We start from the raw sequence: 15,788 nt of genomic DNA, 5'->3' as shown, positions 1-15,788 counted from the left end.
GACCGAGGGCCCGCTCCCCGAGAGGCACATATGCCTCTCGGGGAGCGGGCCCTCGCCGTCGACGCCGCCGGGCCGCGCGTCACGCGCCCGGTCGCGGCGCCGTCATCGTGAAGCGACGCCGTCACCGGACACCGGTCCGGTGACGGCCCGGTCTCACCGTCCCGCGTACTTCTTGCTGACCGCCTCGTAGACGCCCTCGGCCTCCTTGCCGAACCGCGGTCCGGCCAGCCAGCCGGCCGTCACCGGGCCGATGGAGGTGTTCGAGACCAGCGCGGGCTCGCCGTCCCGGCCGGTCGCGACCCAGCCACCGCCGGACGCGCCGCCGGTCATCGTGCAGCCGATGCGGTACATCGTGGGGTCCTGTGCGGCCAACGACAGCCGGCCCGGCTCGTCCTCGCAGCGGAACGCCTTCTGGCCGTCGTACGGAGGCGCCGCCGGGAAACCGGTGGCGGTCATGGTGCCGATCTTCGACACGGCCGGGGCGTCGAACTCGACGGGCAGCGCGGAACCGACCGTCTCCTCCAGGGACTTGCCCGTCGCCCCCTTCTCCGGCGTGACGCGCAGCACCGCGAAGTCGTACGGCGCGCCCTGCCCGCCGACCGAGGACCCCTGGGAGATCCACTGGTCGGACGTCTGCGCCCACTGCCCCCACCACACGCCGTAGGGGGCCATCTGCTCCCTGGTCGCCTTCTTCAGCTCGGCCGTCGGCAGACCCTCGTTGTTGTACGACGGCACGAAGGCGATGTTGCGGTACCAGCCGCCCTTCTTGCCCGCGTGCACACAGTGCCCCGCCGTCCACACCAGATTCGACTTACCAGGGTGCGCCGGGTCCTTCACCACGGTCGCGGAGCACACCATGGAGCCCTCGGGGCCGTCGAAGAAGAGCTTCCCGGACTCGGCGGCGCTGGAGTGGTACGGCGTTCCGACGGCGACGGCGCGCACCGGCGCGGGCTTCGGGTCCGTCACGCCGGCATCGCCCGAGATGTCGTTCTCGACCGGCCGCTCCGGCGCCTTGTCGGCGTCCCGCATCCGGTCGGGGTCCCAGAGGTCCTCGATGACCGGATTGACGAAGTCCCTGGCCTCGCGCAGCCACTTCTCCTTGTCCCAGTTCTTCCACTCGCCGTTCCGCCACCGGTCGAGGTCGATCCCGCGGTCCTTGAGCCGCTCCTTCAGATCGTCCGGGATGGTGATCTTGCCGTCGGACGCCTGGGTCGCCGCCGCGTTCGGCTTGTCGCCCCCGGCGTCCTCCTCCGGCCCGCAGGCGGTGGCGGTGAGCGCGAGGACCGCGGTGACCGCGGTCACGGCCGGCAGCGAGAAGCGCCTGCGCCGCACGCCCCTCCGGCGTGCGGCGAGAGCCGGTCGACTGAGTCGCATGTGGTGATCCCCCTGGGACTTCGTAACTCAACACTTCGGTACGGCACTTCGGCACTGCTGCGGGCCAACGGCCTCGAACGCCCTGCAGGCATGCGGAAGGCCGCCCGAGCGCCTGGTGCGGCCCTCCACTATGCCGGTGCCGGTGGGGACGGCGTGAGGCAGGTCCGTGGTTCCACCCCCGCAAGGATCTTCGGATATACCCGTGATCCGCCGGGCCCGGCGTCGTTGGTACGTGCGAGGGACGCCGGGGAGGGAGTTCATCCCCTGAGTCCGTCCGTCCGCGCACCGACGTACCGACCCACCGACGTGCGACGCAACCGTCCCAGCGGGAGGACCGACAGCCGTGGCCGTGACCGAACCAGCTCCGGTGGCAGCACCGGCGGCGTACGAGGGGATCCTGCGCCGTCAGTCGATGCGCGAGTCCGCCGCCCGTACCTACGCGCGCTCACTGCCCATCGTCCCGGTGCGCGCCAGGGGGATGACCATCGAGGGCGCGGACGGGCGGCGGTATCTCGACTGTCTCTCCGGGGCCGGCACCCTGGCGCTCGGCCACAACCATCCGGTGGTGCTGGAGGCCATCAAGAAGGTGCTCGACTCGGGCGCGCCCCTGCACGTCCTCGACCTCGCCACCCCGGTCAAGGACGCGTTCACCACCGAACTGTTCGCCACCCTGCCGCGGAGGTTCGCCGACGACGCCCGGATCCTGTTCTGCGGACCCGCCGGGACGGACGCCGTGGAAGCGGCCCTCAAACTGGTCCGTGCCGCCACCGGCCGCGAGGGACTTCTCGCCTTCACGGGCGCCTACCACGGCATGACCGAGGGCGCCCTGGCCGCCTCGGGCGGTGCCGAGGACGTACGGGTGACGCGCCTGCCGTTCCCCCGCGACTACCGCTGCCCCTTCGGGATCGGGGGAGAGCGCGGCGCGGAGATCGCCGCCCGGTGGACCGAGAACCTCCTGGACGATCCGAAGGGCGGCGTGCCGGCCCCGGCCGGGATGATCCTGGAACCGGTCCAGGGGGAGGGCGGAGTGATCCCGGCCCCCGACGACTGGATGCGCCGCATGCGCGAGATCACCCGTGCCCGGTCCGTGCCGCTGATCGCCGACGAGGTCCAGACGGGCGTCGGCCGCACCGGCGCCTTCTGGGCGGTCGAGCACAGCGGGATCACCCCCGACGTGATGGTGCTCTCCAAGGCCATCGGCGGTTCCCTCCCGCTCGCCGTGGTCGTCTACCGCTCCGCGCTCGACACCTGGCAGCCCGGAGCGCACGCCGGCACCTTCCGGGGCAATCAGCTCGCGATGGCCGCCGGAACCGCCACTCTCTCCCACGTACGGGAGAACCGCCTCGCCGAACGCGCCGCGACGCTCGGGGCCCGGATGCTCGCCCGACTCCAGGGCCTGGCGGCGGACCATCCGTGCGTCGGGGACGTCCGGGGCCGGGGACTGATGATCGGGGTGGAGCTCGTCGACCCCGAGGCCGCCGCGCCCGACGGCAGCCCCGAACCACCGCCCGCCCCCGCGCTCGCCGCCGCCGTCCAGCAGGAATGCCTGCGCCGCGGGCTCATCGTCGAACTCGGCGGGCGCCACTCCGCCGTCGTACGCCTCCTGCCGCCCCTCACCCTCACCGACGAACAGGCGACGGCGGTCGTGGACCGTCTCGCCGACGCCCTGGCAGCCGCCGAGCGACTGCCGTACCGCCGGATCGCGACCGGGCCGATCCACTGACCCGGCCACCTCACAAGGAAGACCGCAGTGAACCCCACCCCCCCACCCCAGGCCGATGGCCCGCCCCCCATGCCGCAGCGAGCGGAGGCCGGACCCGCCGGAAGCCTCCTCGTCGAGCCCACCGTGCCGCGCCAGAAGGCCGCACCGGACGACGAGCGGTACACCCCGCCGGCCCGGACCGCCGACGCGACGCCGGACGACCACTTCGACCATCTCGACCACCCGGACCCGCTGCGCGCCGCCGACGCGGCGGGCGTCGAGAACCTCCTCCGCTGCTGGGTCCGTGAGAGCGGCCTGGCCCGCCCCGAGGCGGACGTCCTGCGCGTCCCCCTCCCCGCGAGCGGAACAGCGCTGCTCGTCCCCGTCGTGCACTGGTCCGTCACGGGCTGGCACCGGTTCGGACCGCCCGTCCTGGAAGGGGCGCCCGACAGCGCACCGTCCGTCGACGCCGTCACGGTCGCCGCCCTGCTGGGCCGCGAGGCCGACCGTGACGAGGGAGCCGACATGGTGGCGCGGGTCGCCGATTCGGTCCGCCGCACCGCGGGCTTCATCGCGGAGCGGCGGCGTGCCCCCGAGCCTCCGGCCGCGGCGGACCTCTTCCTCACGGCCGAGCAGTCGCTGCTCCTCGGCCACCCGCTCCACCCGACGCCCAAGAGCCGTGAGGGGCTCTCCGAATCAGAGGCCCGCCGCTACTCGCCCGAGTCGTACGGCTCCTTCCCGCTGCACTGGACGGCTGTCGACCGGTCCGTCCTGGCCACCGACTCCGCCTGGACCGAACGCGGCCGTCCCGTGCCCGCCACGGAACTGCTCACCGCCCAGGCCCAAGGGCTGCGCCTCCCCGAGAACACCGCGCCGATCCCGCTCCACCCCTGGCAGGCCCGCGACCTGCTGCACCGGCCCGAAGCGGCCGCCCTGCTCGACGCCGGGCTCCTCCACGACCTCGGACCGTACGGCGGGCACTGGCACCCCACCTCCTCCGTCCGCACCGTGCACCGGCCCGGCGCCCAGCTGATGCTCAAGCTCTCCCTCGGCCTGCGCATCACCAACTCCCGTCGTGAGAACCTCCGCAAGGAGCTCCACCGCGGGGTGGAGGTCCACCGCCTGCTGCGCAGCGGGCTCGCCGCACAGTGGCACGCCGCCCACCCCGGCTTCGACATCGTCCGCGACCCCGCCTGGCTCGCCGTCGACGGCCCGGACGGCGCGCCCGTCGCGGGCCTCGACGTGGTGCTGCGGCACAACCCGTTCGGTCCGCACGACGACGCGGTCTGCATCGCCGGGCTCACCGCGCCGCGCCCGTGGCCGGGCCGCAAGGGCATGCACTCGCGCCTCGCCGAGGTCGTCCTCTCTCTGTCCGCCGCCACCGGCAGGGGCGTCGGCGCCGTGGCCACCGAGTGGTTCCTGCGCTACCTCGACCGGGTCGTGCGCCCTGTGCTCTGGCTCGACGCCCACGCCGGCGTGGCCCTCGAAGCACACCAGCAGAACACCCTGGTACTGCTCGACCGCCACGGCTGGCCCGTCGGCGGCCGGTACCGTGACAACCAGGGCTACTACTTCCGCGAGTCCCACCGCGCCGCCCTGGAGCGACGGCTTCCCGGCATCGGAACGGCCAGCGACACCTTCGTCTCCGACGAAGTCACCGACGAGCGCTTCGCCTACTACCTCGGGATCAACAACGTGTTCGGGCTGATCGGTGCCTTCGGCTCCCAGCGGCTCGTCGACGAGAGGGTCCTCGTCGCCGCGTTCCGCCGGTTCCTCGGCTCGGCCGCAGCACTCGGCTCCCCGCTGCCCGCGCACCTCCTGGACAACACCCATCTGCGCTGCAAGGCCAACCTGCTGACCCGGCTGCACGGCCTCGACGAACTCGTCGGTCCCGTCGACACCCAGTCCGTGTACGTCACCATTGCCAACCCGCTGCACGCCTGAAGGACCGCGACGACCGGAGACCGCATGATCAGCGAAAGAGCGGGACCCGCGAAGGCCCGTGACCGACGCACGACCACGACCACCGCCTGAACCACCGGGAGGAGAGCGACCACATGGCTTCCGCCGACGCACCCACAGGCGCCGGTACCGGCCCGGCCCCGCAGACCGACACGAGCGCCGAGGACACCCTGGACCTGCCGCTCTCCGAGGAACTCCTCGGACTGCTCAGGGACGGCACGCGTGCCACGGCCACCGCCGCGGCACCCCTCGAGGCGCCGGACGCGCCCGGGCCGTCGGGCTCGTCGTCCGCCTCGTCCGTGTCCTCCGCGACGCCACCCGTGTCCTCCGCGACGCCACCCGTGTCCTCCGCGACGCCACCCGTGTCGTCCGTGACGGCGGCATCGGGCGGCGCGGACCCGACGGGCGCCGCACGCATCACGGCCACCGGCACGACCGTCCCACGTACGCCGGAGAGCGGCGGGGCCTCCGCCGCCCTGCTCGACCGGCCGGCGGACTGGGGCCCCGTCAACACCCCGGCCGGAGTGTTCCAACTCGTCCCCGTGCGACTGGAACGCGATCTCGCCCTCATCAGCCGCTGGATGAACGACCCTGCGGTGGCGGCGTTCTGGGAACTCGCCGGAGCCGAAACGGTCACCGCGGACCATCTGCGTCCCCAACTGGACGGCGACGGACGCAGCGTGCCGTGCCTCGGGGTGCTGGCGGGCATCCCCATGAGCTACTGGGAGATCTACCGCGCGGACCTCGACCCGCTGGCCCGCCACTACCCGGCACGCCCGCACGACACCGGAATCCACCTGCTCATCGGAGGAGTCGACGATCGCGGACGCGGTGTCGGCACCACCCTCCTGCGGGCCGTCGCCGACCTGATCCTCGACCACCGCCCCCTGTGCGGGCGCGTCGTCGCGGAACCCGACCTGCGCAACACCCCGTCCGTGTCCGCCTTCCTCAGCGCCGGCTTCCGTTTCTCCGCGGAGGTCGAGCTTCCCGGCAAACGAGCCGCCCTGATGGTCCGCGACCGAACCCACCGGGCCCACCTGTGAACGAACGACTGCGATACATACACCGCTCGAACCCCATCGGTTCCACCCCGAGGAGTCACCGTGCCGAAATATCCCGCGCGCATTGATTCAGCGACTGATTCGACAACTGGTTCGGCGACTGATCCAGTGAGCGATTCAGCGGAATCCGCCGCGCCGCTCAGCACGCCCGAGCTGAATCCGGCGGACTGGGAGGGAGCCGCCGTCCGACTGCTCGCGAAAATGCTCGGCCAATTCGCCTACGAGGAGGTCGTCGAGCCGGTCGGTCCCCTCGACGGCGGCGATGCGTACACCCTCCGGCTCGACGACGGGGGCACCCTGATCTTCAGGGCCCGGCGCGGGGTGTACGGGAGCTGGCTCATCGCCCCCGAGTCGATCCAGGAACTGCGCGGCACCGCCGGGGAAGCGCCGACGCGAGCCGCGCACGACACCGTCGGGAGCGCGTCGCCGGAATCGACGCGCGCCAGGACGCGGGAGCTCGCGGACCCGGCGGCCGGGGCGGAGTGCGACAGCCTCCCCGGGGCGTCCGGCAAGCCCCGGCCGGAACGGAGTGCCGACGCCGTCGCGATCCCGGGCCGTCGCACGGATCCCGCACCGGACAGCAGCGCCGAAGCCGTGTCGACACCGCACCGAGGCGCCGACGACACCGCCCCGTCACGGCACCCGGGCTCCGACGCCGTGCCGTTCCGCGACCCCCTGAGCTTCCTCGCCCGCGCCCGCCGCCTCCTGGGGATCGACGGCGCCACGCTCGGCCACCTCATCCGCGAGATCACCACCACCCTCGCCGCCGACGCCCGGCTCGCCCGCACCGCGCTCACCGCCGCCCGTCTGGCCGAACTCGACTACGCCGAGCTGGAAGGGCACCAGACCGGCCACCCCTGGCTCGTCGCCAACAAGGGCCGCCTCGGCTTCTCCGCCACCGACGCCTCCCGCTACACCCCTGAGGCCCGCCGGCCCGTACGGCTGCCGTGGCTCGCGGTGTCCACCCGGATCGGGGCCTACCGGGGCGTCACCGGCCTGGCCACGCCCGGGCAGCTGTACGCGCGGGAACTCGACCCGGCCGTCCGCGACTCCTTCGCGGCCGTGCTCCGCGCCCGCGACCTCGACCCGGACCGATACCTCTTCCTGCCCGTGCACCCCTGGCAGTGGGACGAATGGATCGTCCCGCTCTTCGCCCCGGCCATCGCCTCGGGCGACATCGTGCCCCTCCACGCCGATCCGGACCGCAGGCTGCCGCAGCAGTCCATCCGCACCTTCACCAATGTGTCCCGCCTCGACCGGCACACCGTCAAGCTGCCGTTGTCGATCCTCAACACCCTGGTCTGGCGCGGGCTGCCGACCGAACGCACCCTCGCAGCCCCCGCAGTGACCGCCTGGGTCCAGGGCCTGTGCGAGCGCGACGGCTTTCTCCGCGACACCTGCGGGGTCGTCCTGCTCGGCGAAGTGGCCTCCGTGACCGTCGAGCACCCGCTCTACGATCACCTGCCGGAGACGCCGTACCAGTTCAAGGAGATCCTCGGCGCGATCTGGCGCGAACCTCTCCAGCCCCGGCTCGCCCCCGGCGAGCGCGCCCGGACCCTCGCCTCGCTGCTCCACACCGATCCGCACGGACGCGCCTTCACGGCCGAACTCGTCGAACGCTCCGGACTCGCCCCCACCGCCTGGCTGACCCGCCTCTTCGCCGCGCTGCTGCCCCCGCTGCTGCACTTCCTCTACCGCTACGGCACGGTCTTCTCGCCGCACGGCGAGAACGCCATCGTCGTCTTCGACGGACAGGACGTGCCGGTGCGCCTGGCGATCAAGGATTTCGTCGACGACGTGAACGTCAGCGCCCAGCCACTGCCGGAACACGCGTCCATGCCGCAGGACGTGCGCGACATCCTGCTCACCGAGGAGCCCTCCTTCCTCACCCAGTTCATCCACGCCGGACTGTTCATCGGTGTCTTCCGCTTCCTCTCCCCGCTGTGCGAGGAACAACTGGGTCTTTCCGAGGCCGATTTCTGGTCACTCGTGCGAGCCGAGGTGCTCCGGTACCACGCCCGCTTTCCCGAGCTCAAGGACCGGTTCGAGATGTTCGACATGCTCACGCCGCGCATCGACCGTCTCTGTCTGAACCGCAACCGTCTGCATGTGGACGGCTACCGGGACCGCCCGGGACGCCCTCACGCGGCCATCCACGGGAGCGTGCCCAATCCGCTCCACCCCGCTGAATCCGACCGGGAGTGAGCGCCGTTGTCAGTGGTGCCCCGTAGGGTGGTCGGGCTATGACGAAGCCATCCCTCCCCGAGCTCCTCCACGCCGCCGTGACCGCCGTCGGCGGTACGGAACGGCCCGGCCAGGCCGCCATGGCCGCGGCCGTGGCCGAGGCCGTCGACGACAACTCCCATCTGCTCGTACAGGCCGGCACCGGCACGGGCAAGTCCCTGGGCTATCTGGTGCCCGCGCTGGCCCACGGGGAGCGCGTCGTGGTGGCCACGGCGACCCTGGCGCTCCAGCGCCAGCTCGTGGAGCGCGACCTTCCGCGTACGGTCGACGCTCTGCACCCGCTGCTGCGCAGACGCCCTCAGTTCGCCATGCTCAAGGGGCGCTCGAACTACCTGTGCCTGCACCGCCTGCACGAGGGCGTGCCGCAGGACGAGGAGGAAGGGCTGTTCGACCAGTTCGAGGCGGCGGCCCCGTCGAGCAAGCTCGGCCAGGACCTGCTGCGGCTGCGCGACTGGTCGGACGAGACGGAGAGCGGTGATCGCGACGACCTCACCCCCGGCGTCTCCGACCGGGCCTGGGCGCAGGTCTCCGTCTCCTCCCGGGAGTGCCTGGGCGCCACCAAGTGCGCGTACGGGGCCGAGTGCTTCGCCGAGCAGGCCCGTGAGCGGGCCAAGCTCGCCGACGTCGTCGTCACCAATCACGCCCTGCTCGCCATCGATGCCATCGAGGGCGCCCCGGTGCTCCCGCAGCACGAGGTGCTGATCGTAGACGAGGCCCACGAGCTGGTCTCCAGGGTCACCGGCGTGGCCACCGGCGAGCTCACCCCCGGCCAGGTCAACCGCGCGGTGCGCCGCGCTGCGAAGCTGGTGGACGAGAAGGCGGCCGACGCCCTCCAGACCGCCTCCGAGGGGTTCGAGCGGGTGATGGAGCTGGCGCTTCCCGGCCGTTTGGAGGAGATCCCCGAGGACCTGGGCTACGCGCTGATGTCCCTGCGTGACGCGGCGCGTACGGTGATCACGGCTCTGGGCACCACGCGCGACAAGTCCGTCCAGGACGAGGACGCGGTCCGCAAGCAGGCCCTCGCGTCCGTGGAGACGATCCACGGCGTCGCCGAACGGATCACCCAGGGCTCCGAGTACGACGTGGTCTGGTACGAGCGCCACGACCGCTTCGGTGCGTCGCTGAGGGTCGCTCCGCTCTCGGTCTCCGGGCTGCTGCGCGAGAAGCTCTTCGCCGACCGGTCCGTGGTCCTCACCTCGGCCACCCTCAAGCTCGGCGGCGACTTCAACGGCGTGGGGGCGTCGCTGGGACTCGCTCCCGAGGGCACCGAGGGCGACGACCTCCCGCAGTGGAAGGGGCTCGACGTCGGGTCGCCGTTCGACTATCCGAAGCAGGGGATCCTGTACGTCGCCCGGCACCTGGCCGCGCCCGGCCGCGAGGCGTCTCGCACGGACATGCTGGACGAGCTCGCCGAGCTGGTGGAGGCTGCGGGCGGGCGCACGCTCGGGCTGTTCTCGTCCATGCGCGCGGCCCAGGCCGCGGCCGAGGAACTGCGGGGCCGGCTCGACAAGCCGATCCTGCTCCAGGGCGAGGAGACGCTCGGCGAACTGATCAAGAACTTCGCAGCCGATCCCGAGACCTGTCTCTTCGGCACGCTGTCGCTCTGGCAGGGCGTCGACGTGCCCGGACCCAGCTGCCAGCTCGTGGTCATGGACCGGATTCCCTTCCCGCGCCCCGACGACCCGCTGATGAGCGCACGCCAGAAGGCGGTGGACGAGGCCGGAGGCAACGGCTTCATGGCCGTCGCGGCCACGCACGCGGCACTGCTGATGGCGCAGGGCGCCGGTCGGCTGGTTCGAGCCACGGGGGACAGGGGGGTCGTCGCGGTCCTCGACCCGCGGTTGGCCAACGCCCGGTACGGCAGTTTTCTGCGCGCCTCGCTGCCCGACTTCTGGTACACGGTCGACCGCAATCAGGTGCGACGCTCACTCGCGGCGATCGACGCGGTGGCCAAGGCCGACGGCCGGTAGCCGGTCGGTCCGCTGCGTCTCCGGCGGGTCCCGCCCGCGCGTCGGCCGCCGGGACGCGGGCGGGACCCGGCTGCCCTGGTTCCCAACGGCCTGCTCGCCCGTCGGGCCGTTCGGTCGGTTCCGCTCCCGGCGCCTTCGCGACCCTCCTCGGCAGCGATGGCGGGACGGTCATGCGCATGACAGGGCTCGCATGGAAGAGGGGCCCCGGGATCGGCGCAGTGGATCCCGGGGCCCCGGTCGGGACCTGCGACGTGTCAGACCCGTCGCAGTACCGCCACTACCTTGCCGAGAATGGTCGCCTCGTCACCGGGGATCGGCTGGTACGCGGCATTGTGGGGGAGGAGCCAGACATGGCCGTCCTCGCGCTTGAAGCGCTTGACGGTGGCCTCGCCGTCGAGCATGGCGGCGACGATGTCACCGTTCTCCGCGACGGGTTGACGACGCACGGTGACCCAGTCGCCGTCACAGATCGCCGCCTCCACCATCGAGTCACCGACGACCTTGAGGACGAAGAGCTCTCCGTCGCCGACCAGCTGGCGGGGGAGCGGGAAGACGTCCTCGACCGACTCCTCGGCGAGGATCGGACCACCGGCGGCGATCCGGCCGACGAGCGGTACATAGGACGCCGCGGGCTTGCCGGCCGTGTCGGCGGGCTGGGTGCTGGGCTGGTCCGAACCGCGGACCTCGTACGCCCGGGGACGGTGGGGGTCGCGGCGGAGGAACCCCTTGCGTTCCAGGGCCATCAGCTGATGGGCCACGGACGACGTGCTGGACAGGCCCACCGCCTGACCGATCTCCCGCATGGAGGGCGGGTAACCGCGCCGCTGGACGGAATCCCGGATCACCTCGATCACGCGCCGTTGCCGGTCCGTGAGCCCCGAGCTGTCCGCCCGGATGCCTGGAGGTCGGCCGGGCAAGGAGCGCGCTGGGCGCATGGGCTCCGGCCCCTCCGTGCTCGTGAGGTGGTCATTCATGGCGCGTACCGGATCAAGTCGGCCCTGGGAGCGGTCCTGGGCGGTGATGGTGGCACTGTCTGCGGTGGTGGTCACGTCGGCCCCTCTCGAATGGTCTCCCTGGCTGGACAACGGTAGTGGCTTTCGAAAGGTTGCGCCAAACACACGTTCGAGTGAAAAACGAATAAAAGACTGTCGCCAGTTAACTGCTGGGTGTATGCGGATTCGCTGCCGGGTGTTTGTGCGAACAGGTGCCGGTGGCGTGCGGCCTTGTCGCGTGCCGACCGCGTTGCGTGCCGGCGGTCGTGCCTCGTGCGGCCCCGGCTTCGTCCTCCTCGTGCGGGCGAGGGCGGGCGCGTGCGTGGGACGGATCGTGCGTGGATGCGGTGGGCGGGGCCGTGGAGGTGAATCCGGACCGCACGCAACGCGATTCATTACGGTAACGTCCGCGGGCGCGGAGTGGCTGTTCGGGGCTCCGGCCGTACGCCGCGCGGGCATGGCGAAGGGCCCCGCGATTCCGGCGGGCGGGTGGTTCCCGTACCCTCGTCCACGGCCGCACGCCGCCTGCCGGCTGTCCGCGAACCGCGACACGCTCACAGGGCCAAATGCGCGACGGAACCCAAGATCTAGTGGTTGGATTGTTCCGGCCGCCCAGAAGTTGTGGTCCCTGGTCCGTCAGGGGTGTGGCCATCGCCTATGCTTGTGACTGCTTCGAGGGGCCCCGACGGGCCCCGCCGAGGCTGTTCAGTCGTGCTGTGAAGGAGGGTTGGGAGCCATGCACTGCCCCTTCTGCAGGCACCCCGACAGCCGGGTCGTCGACAGCCGCACCACCGACGACGGCACGTCGATCCGTCGCCGCCGCCAGTGCCCCGACTGCTCCCGCCGTTTCACGACGGTGGAGACCTGCTCGCTGATGGTGGTCAAGCGCAGCGGTGTGACCGAACCCTTCAGCCGGACCAAGGTCATCTCCGGCGTGCGCAAGGCATGCCAGGGGCGACCGGTCACCGAGGACGCCCTCGCCAAGCTCGGCCAGCGGGTCGAGGAGGCGGTGCGCGCCACCGGCAGTGCCGAGCTGACCACCCATGACGTGGGCCTGGCGATCCTCGGCCCCCTGCGGGAACTCGACCTCGTCGCATACCTGCGTTTCGCGTCCGTGTACCGGGCGTTCGACACACTTGAAGACTTCGAGGCGGCCATCGCGGAGCTCCGCGAACGGCAGCCTCCCACGGAGGAGCGCGGGACCGGCGCGGCCCTTGAGGTCCCCGTTCCCGCCGTCGCCGCCGACTGAGCGGCACCGGCCGGTCCTGCGGCATGTCCGCGGGCCGGCGCGGCCAATCGGCTTTTTGAACCCGCTCAGGGCGTCCTTCGTGGCGCCCGGAGCAGCAGAGACAGACTGTGCCCTGGGAAGTTCTGGGCACTTCAGGGCGTTTTTGCCCACATATGGGAGGCGGCATGACAGAGACGGCGAGCGGCCCGGCACGAGGTTCCCGAGCCAAGGGTTCCAAGGCGAGCAAGGGGCTGCGCATCGAGCGCATCCACACCACCCCCGGCGTGCATCCGTACGACGAGGTGGTCTGGGAGCGCCGTGACGTCGTCATGACCAACTGGCGCGACGGCTCGATCAACTTCGAGCAGCGCGGCGTCGAGTTCCCCGACTTCTGGTCGGTGAACGCGGTCAACATCGTCACCAGCAAGTACTTCCGCGGGGCCGTCGGCACCCCGCAGCGCGAGACCGGTCTGCGGCAGCTCATCGACCGGATCGTGAAGACGTACCGCAAGGCCGGCGAGGACCACGGCTACTTCGCCTCGCCCGCGGACGCCGAGATCTTCGAGCACGAACTGGCATACGCCCTCCTGCACCAGATCTTCAGCTTCAACTCCCCGGTGTGGTTCAACGTCGGAACGCCCCAGCCGCAGCAGGTCTCCGCCTGCTTCATCCTGTCCGTCGACGACTCCATGGAGTCGATCCTCGACTGGTACAAGGAAGAAGGCATGATCTTCAAGGGCGGTTCCGGGGCCGGTCTGAACCTCTCCCGTATCCGTTCCTCCAAGGAACTGCTGTCCTCCGGCGGCAACGCCTCCGGCCCGGTCTCCTTCATGCGTGGCGCCGACGCCTCCGCCGGAACGATCAAGTCCGGTGGCGCCACCCGGCGCGCGGCCAAGATGGTCATCCTCGACGTCGACCACCCCGACATCGAGGGCTTCATCGAGACCAAGGTGAAGGAGGAGGAGAAGATCCGCGCCCTGCGCGACGCGGGCTTCGACATGGACCTGGGCGGCGACGACATCACCTCCGTCCAGTACCAGAACGCCAACAACTCGGTCCGCGTGAACGACGAGTTCATGAAGGCCGTGGAGTCCGGCGGCAAGTTCGGGCTGCGCGCCCGCATGACCGGCGAGGTCATCGAAGAGGTCGAGGCCAAGGCCCTCTTCCGCAAGATGGCCGAGGCGGCCTGGGCCTGCGCCGACCCGGGCATCCAGTACGACGACACGATCAACCACTGGCACACCTGCCCCGAGTCCGGCCGGATCAACGGCTCGAACCCGTGCAGCGAGTACATGCACCTGGACAACACCTCGTGCAACCTTGCCTCGCTGAACCTGATGAAGTTCCTCAAGGACGACGGCAAGGGCAACCAGTCCTTCGACTCCGAGCGCTTCGCGAAGGTCGTCGAGCTGGTCATCACCGCGATGGACATCTCCATCTGCTTCGCCGACTTCCCCACCCAGAAGATCGGCGAGAACACCCGCGCCTTCCGTCAGCTGGGCATCGGCTACGCCAACCTCGGCGCCCTGCTGATGGCGACCGGCCACGCCTACGACAGCGACGGCGGCCGCGCCCTCGCCGGTGCCATCACCTCGCTGATGACCGGCACCTCGTACCGCCGTTCCGCCGAGCTCGCCGCGGTGGTCGGCGCGTACGACGGCTACGCCCGCAACGCCGAGCCGCACCAGCGCGTCATGAAGCAGCACGCGGACGCCAACGCCGCAGCCGTGCGTATGGACGACCTGGACAGCCCGATCTGGGCCGCCGCGACGGAGGCGTGGCAGGACGTGATCCGCCTGGGCGCGAAGAACGGTTTCCGCAACGCGCAGGCGTCGGTCATCGCCCCCACCGGCACCATCGGTCTCGCGATGTCCTGCGACACCACCGGCCTCGAACCGGACCTGGCCCTGGTCAAGTTCAAGAAGCTGGTCGGCGGCGGCTCGATGCAGATCGTCAACGGCACGGTCCCGCAGGCTCTGCGCCGCCTGGGCTACCAGGAGGAGCAGATCGAGGCGATCGTCGCCCACATCGCGGAGCACGGCAACGTGATCGACGCCCCCGGCCTGAGGACCGAGCACTACGAGGTCTTCGACTGCGCGATGGGCGAGCGCGCCATCTCCCCGATGGGCCACGTCCGCATGATGGCCGCGATCCAGCCGTGGATCTCCGGCGCCCTGTCCAAGACGGTCAACATGCCGGAGTCGGCGACCGTCGAGGAGGTCGAGGAGATCTACTTCGAGGCGTGGAAGATGGGCGTCAAGGCGCTCGCGATCTACCGCGACAACTGCAAGGTCGGCCAGCCCCTCTCCGCGAAGACCAAGGAGAAGGAGAAGTCCGCGACGGACGCGGTTGCGGCCAGGACCGAGGCGACCATCCGCGACGCGGTCGAGAAGGTCGTCGAGTACCGCCCGGTCCGCAAGCGCCTCCCCAAGGGCCGTCCGGGCATCACCACCTCCTTCACGGTGGGCGGCGCCGAGGGCTACATGACCGCCAATTCCTACCCGGACGACGGTCTCGGCGAGGTCTTCCTGAAGATGTCGAAGCAGGGCTCCACGCTCGCGGGCATGATGGATGCCTTCTCCATCGCCGTCTCGGTCGGTCTGCAGTACGGCGTCCCGCTGGAGACGTACGTCTCGAAGTTCACCAACATGCGCTTCGAGCCGGCCGGCATGACGGACGACCCGGACGTGCGGATGGCGCAGTCGATCGTCGACTACATCTTCCGCCGCCTCGCGCTGGACTTCCTGCCCTTCGAGACCCGCTCGGCGCTGGGCATCCACTCGGCCGAGGAGCGTCAGCGCCACCTCGACACCGGTTCGTACGAGCCCTCGGACGACGAGATCGACGTGGAGAGCCTGGCCCAGTCCGCTCCGGTGCGGACGGAGCCCCTGAAGGCCGTGGCCGCCGTGCAGGAGGCCGAGAAGCCGGCCCCGAAGACGGCGCACACCTCGGCGGAGCTCGTCGAGATGCAGCTCGGCATCAGCGCGGACGCCCCGCTCTGCTTCTCCTGCGGCACGAAGATGCAGCGTGCCGGGTCCTGCTACATCTGCGAGGGCTGCGGCTCGACCAGCGGCTGCAGCTGAGGCCGGCGGGAGTCGCGTCGGACGCGCCGTCCGACGTAGACCGCTCCTGTAGCTGACCGGCAGCACACGAAGGGGATCGACCATCGGTCGATCCCCTTCGTCGTGCCCGTGACCGGGGCGACGTACCGATTCGACGATGCCGCGCCGGACGCACCGTGCGCAGAAGGAGGGG

Annotated in this window: 9 protein-coding genes; 7 read left to right on the top strand and 2 right to left on the bottom strand. The window is 71.1% G+C overall.

Annotated features, from left to right (window positions below; translation table 11 throughout):
- Positions 1 to 153: 153 nt before the first annotated feature.
- Positions 154 to 1,374, bottom strand: a complete 1,221-nt coding sequence (locus tag ACFYXM_RS25370) for a trypsin-like serine peptidase (protein ID WP_389292609.1) — start codon at positions 1,372 to 1,374, stop codon at positions 154 to 156.
- 343 nt (positions 1,375 to 1,717) lie between these two features.
- On the opposite strand from ACFYXM_RS25370, the gene ACFYXM_RS25365 reads away from it, so the two are divergent.
- The 5 genes from ACFYXM_RS25365 to ACFYXM_RS25345 all read left to right on the top strand — a co-directional run bounded on the left by ACFYXM_RS25365 (position 1,718) and on the right by ACFYXM_RS25345 (position 10,313).
- Positions 1,718 to 3,097: a diaminobutyrate--2-oxoglutarate transaminase family protein gene (locus ACFYXM_RS25365; protein ID WP_389292607.1), complete on the top strand. Its 1,380-nt coding sequence runs from the start codon at positions 1,718 to 1,720 to the stop codon at positions 3,095 to 3,097.
- Between the two features lie 27 nt (positions 3,098 to 3,124).
- A complete protein-coding gene (locus tag ACFYXM_RS25360; protein WP_389292605.1) occupies positions 3,125 to 5,020 on the top strand; it encodes an IucA/IucC family protein in 1,896 nt (631 codons plus the stop codon).
- Between the two features lie 113 nt (positions 5,021 to 5,133).
- Positions 5,134 to 6,081 (top strand): GNAT family N-acetyltransferase, encoded by a 948-nt coding sequence (locus ACFYXM_RS25355; RefSeq protein ID WP_389292604.1) that lies wholly within the window; start codon positions 5,134 to 5,136, stop codon positions 6,079 to 6,081.
- 219 nt (positions 6,082 to 6,300) lie between these two features.
- Complete coding sequence (locus ACFYXM_RS25350) at positions 6,301 to 8,304, top strand: IucA/IucC family protein (RefSeq protein ID WP_389292679.1); 2,004 nt, start codon at positions 6,301 to 6,303, stop codon at positions 8,302 to 8,304.
- Positions 8,305 to 8,342: 38 nt separating this feature from the next.
- Positions 8,343 to 10,313 (top strand): ATP-dependent DNA helicase, encoded by a 1,971-nt coding sequence (locus tag ACFYXM_RS25345; RefSeq protein WP_389292603.1) that lies wholly within the window; start codon positions 8,343 to 8,345, stop codon positions 10,311 to 10,313.
- Positions 10,314 to 10,567: 254 nt separating this feature from the next.
- Here ACFYXM_RS25345 and lexA read toward each other — a convergent pair whose 3' ends face one another.
- A complete protein-coding gene (gene lexA / locus ACFYXM_RS25340) occupies positions 10,568 to 11,362 on the bottom strand; it encodes a transcriptional repressor LexA (protein WP_389292602.1) in 795 nt (264 codons plus the stop codon).
- 679 nt (positions 11,363 to 12,041) lie between these two features.
- On the opposite strand from lexA, the gene nrdR reads away from it, so the two are divergent.
- Together nrdR and ACFYXM_RS25330 are read left to right on the top strand one after the other, a co-directional pair.
- Positions 12,042 to 12,554, top strand: coding sequence for a transcriptional regulator NrdR (gene nrdR, locus ACFYXM_RS25335; protein ID WP_389292601.1), 513 nt, complete (start codon positions 12,042 to 12,044; stop codon positions 12,552 to 12,554).
- Between the two features lie 164 nt (positions 12,555 to 12,718).
- The gene (locus ACFYXM_RS25330) at positions 12,719 to 15,616 is read left to right on the top strand and encodes a vitamin B12-dependent ribonucleotide reductase (protein ID WP_389292599.1); all 2,898 of its coding nucleotides are present in this window, start codon (positions 12,719 to 12,721) and stop codon (positions 15,614 to 15,616) included.
- The last annotated feature ends 172 nt before the right edge of the window (positions 15,617 to 15,788 follow it).

Source organism: Streptomyces sp. NPDC002476, from assembly GCF_042889785.1.
Classification (GTDB): Bacteria; Actinomycetota; Actinomycetes; order Streptomycetales; family Streptomycetaceae; genus Streptomyces.
This window is presented reverse-complemented; position numbering and strand designations above follow the sequence as displayed.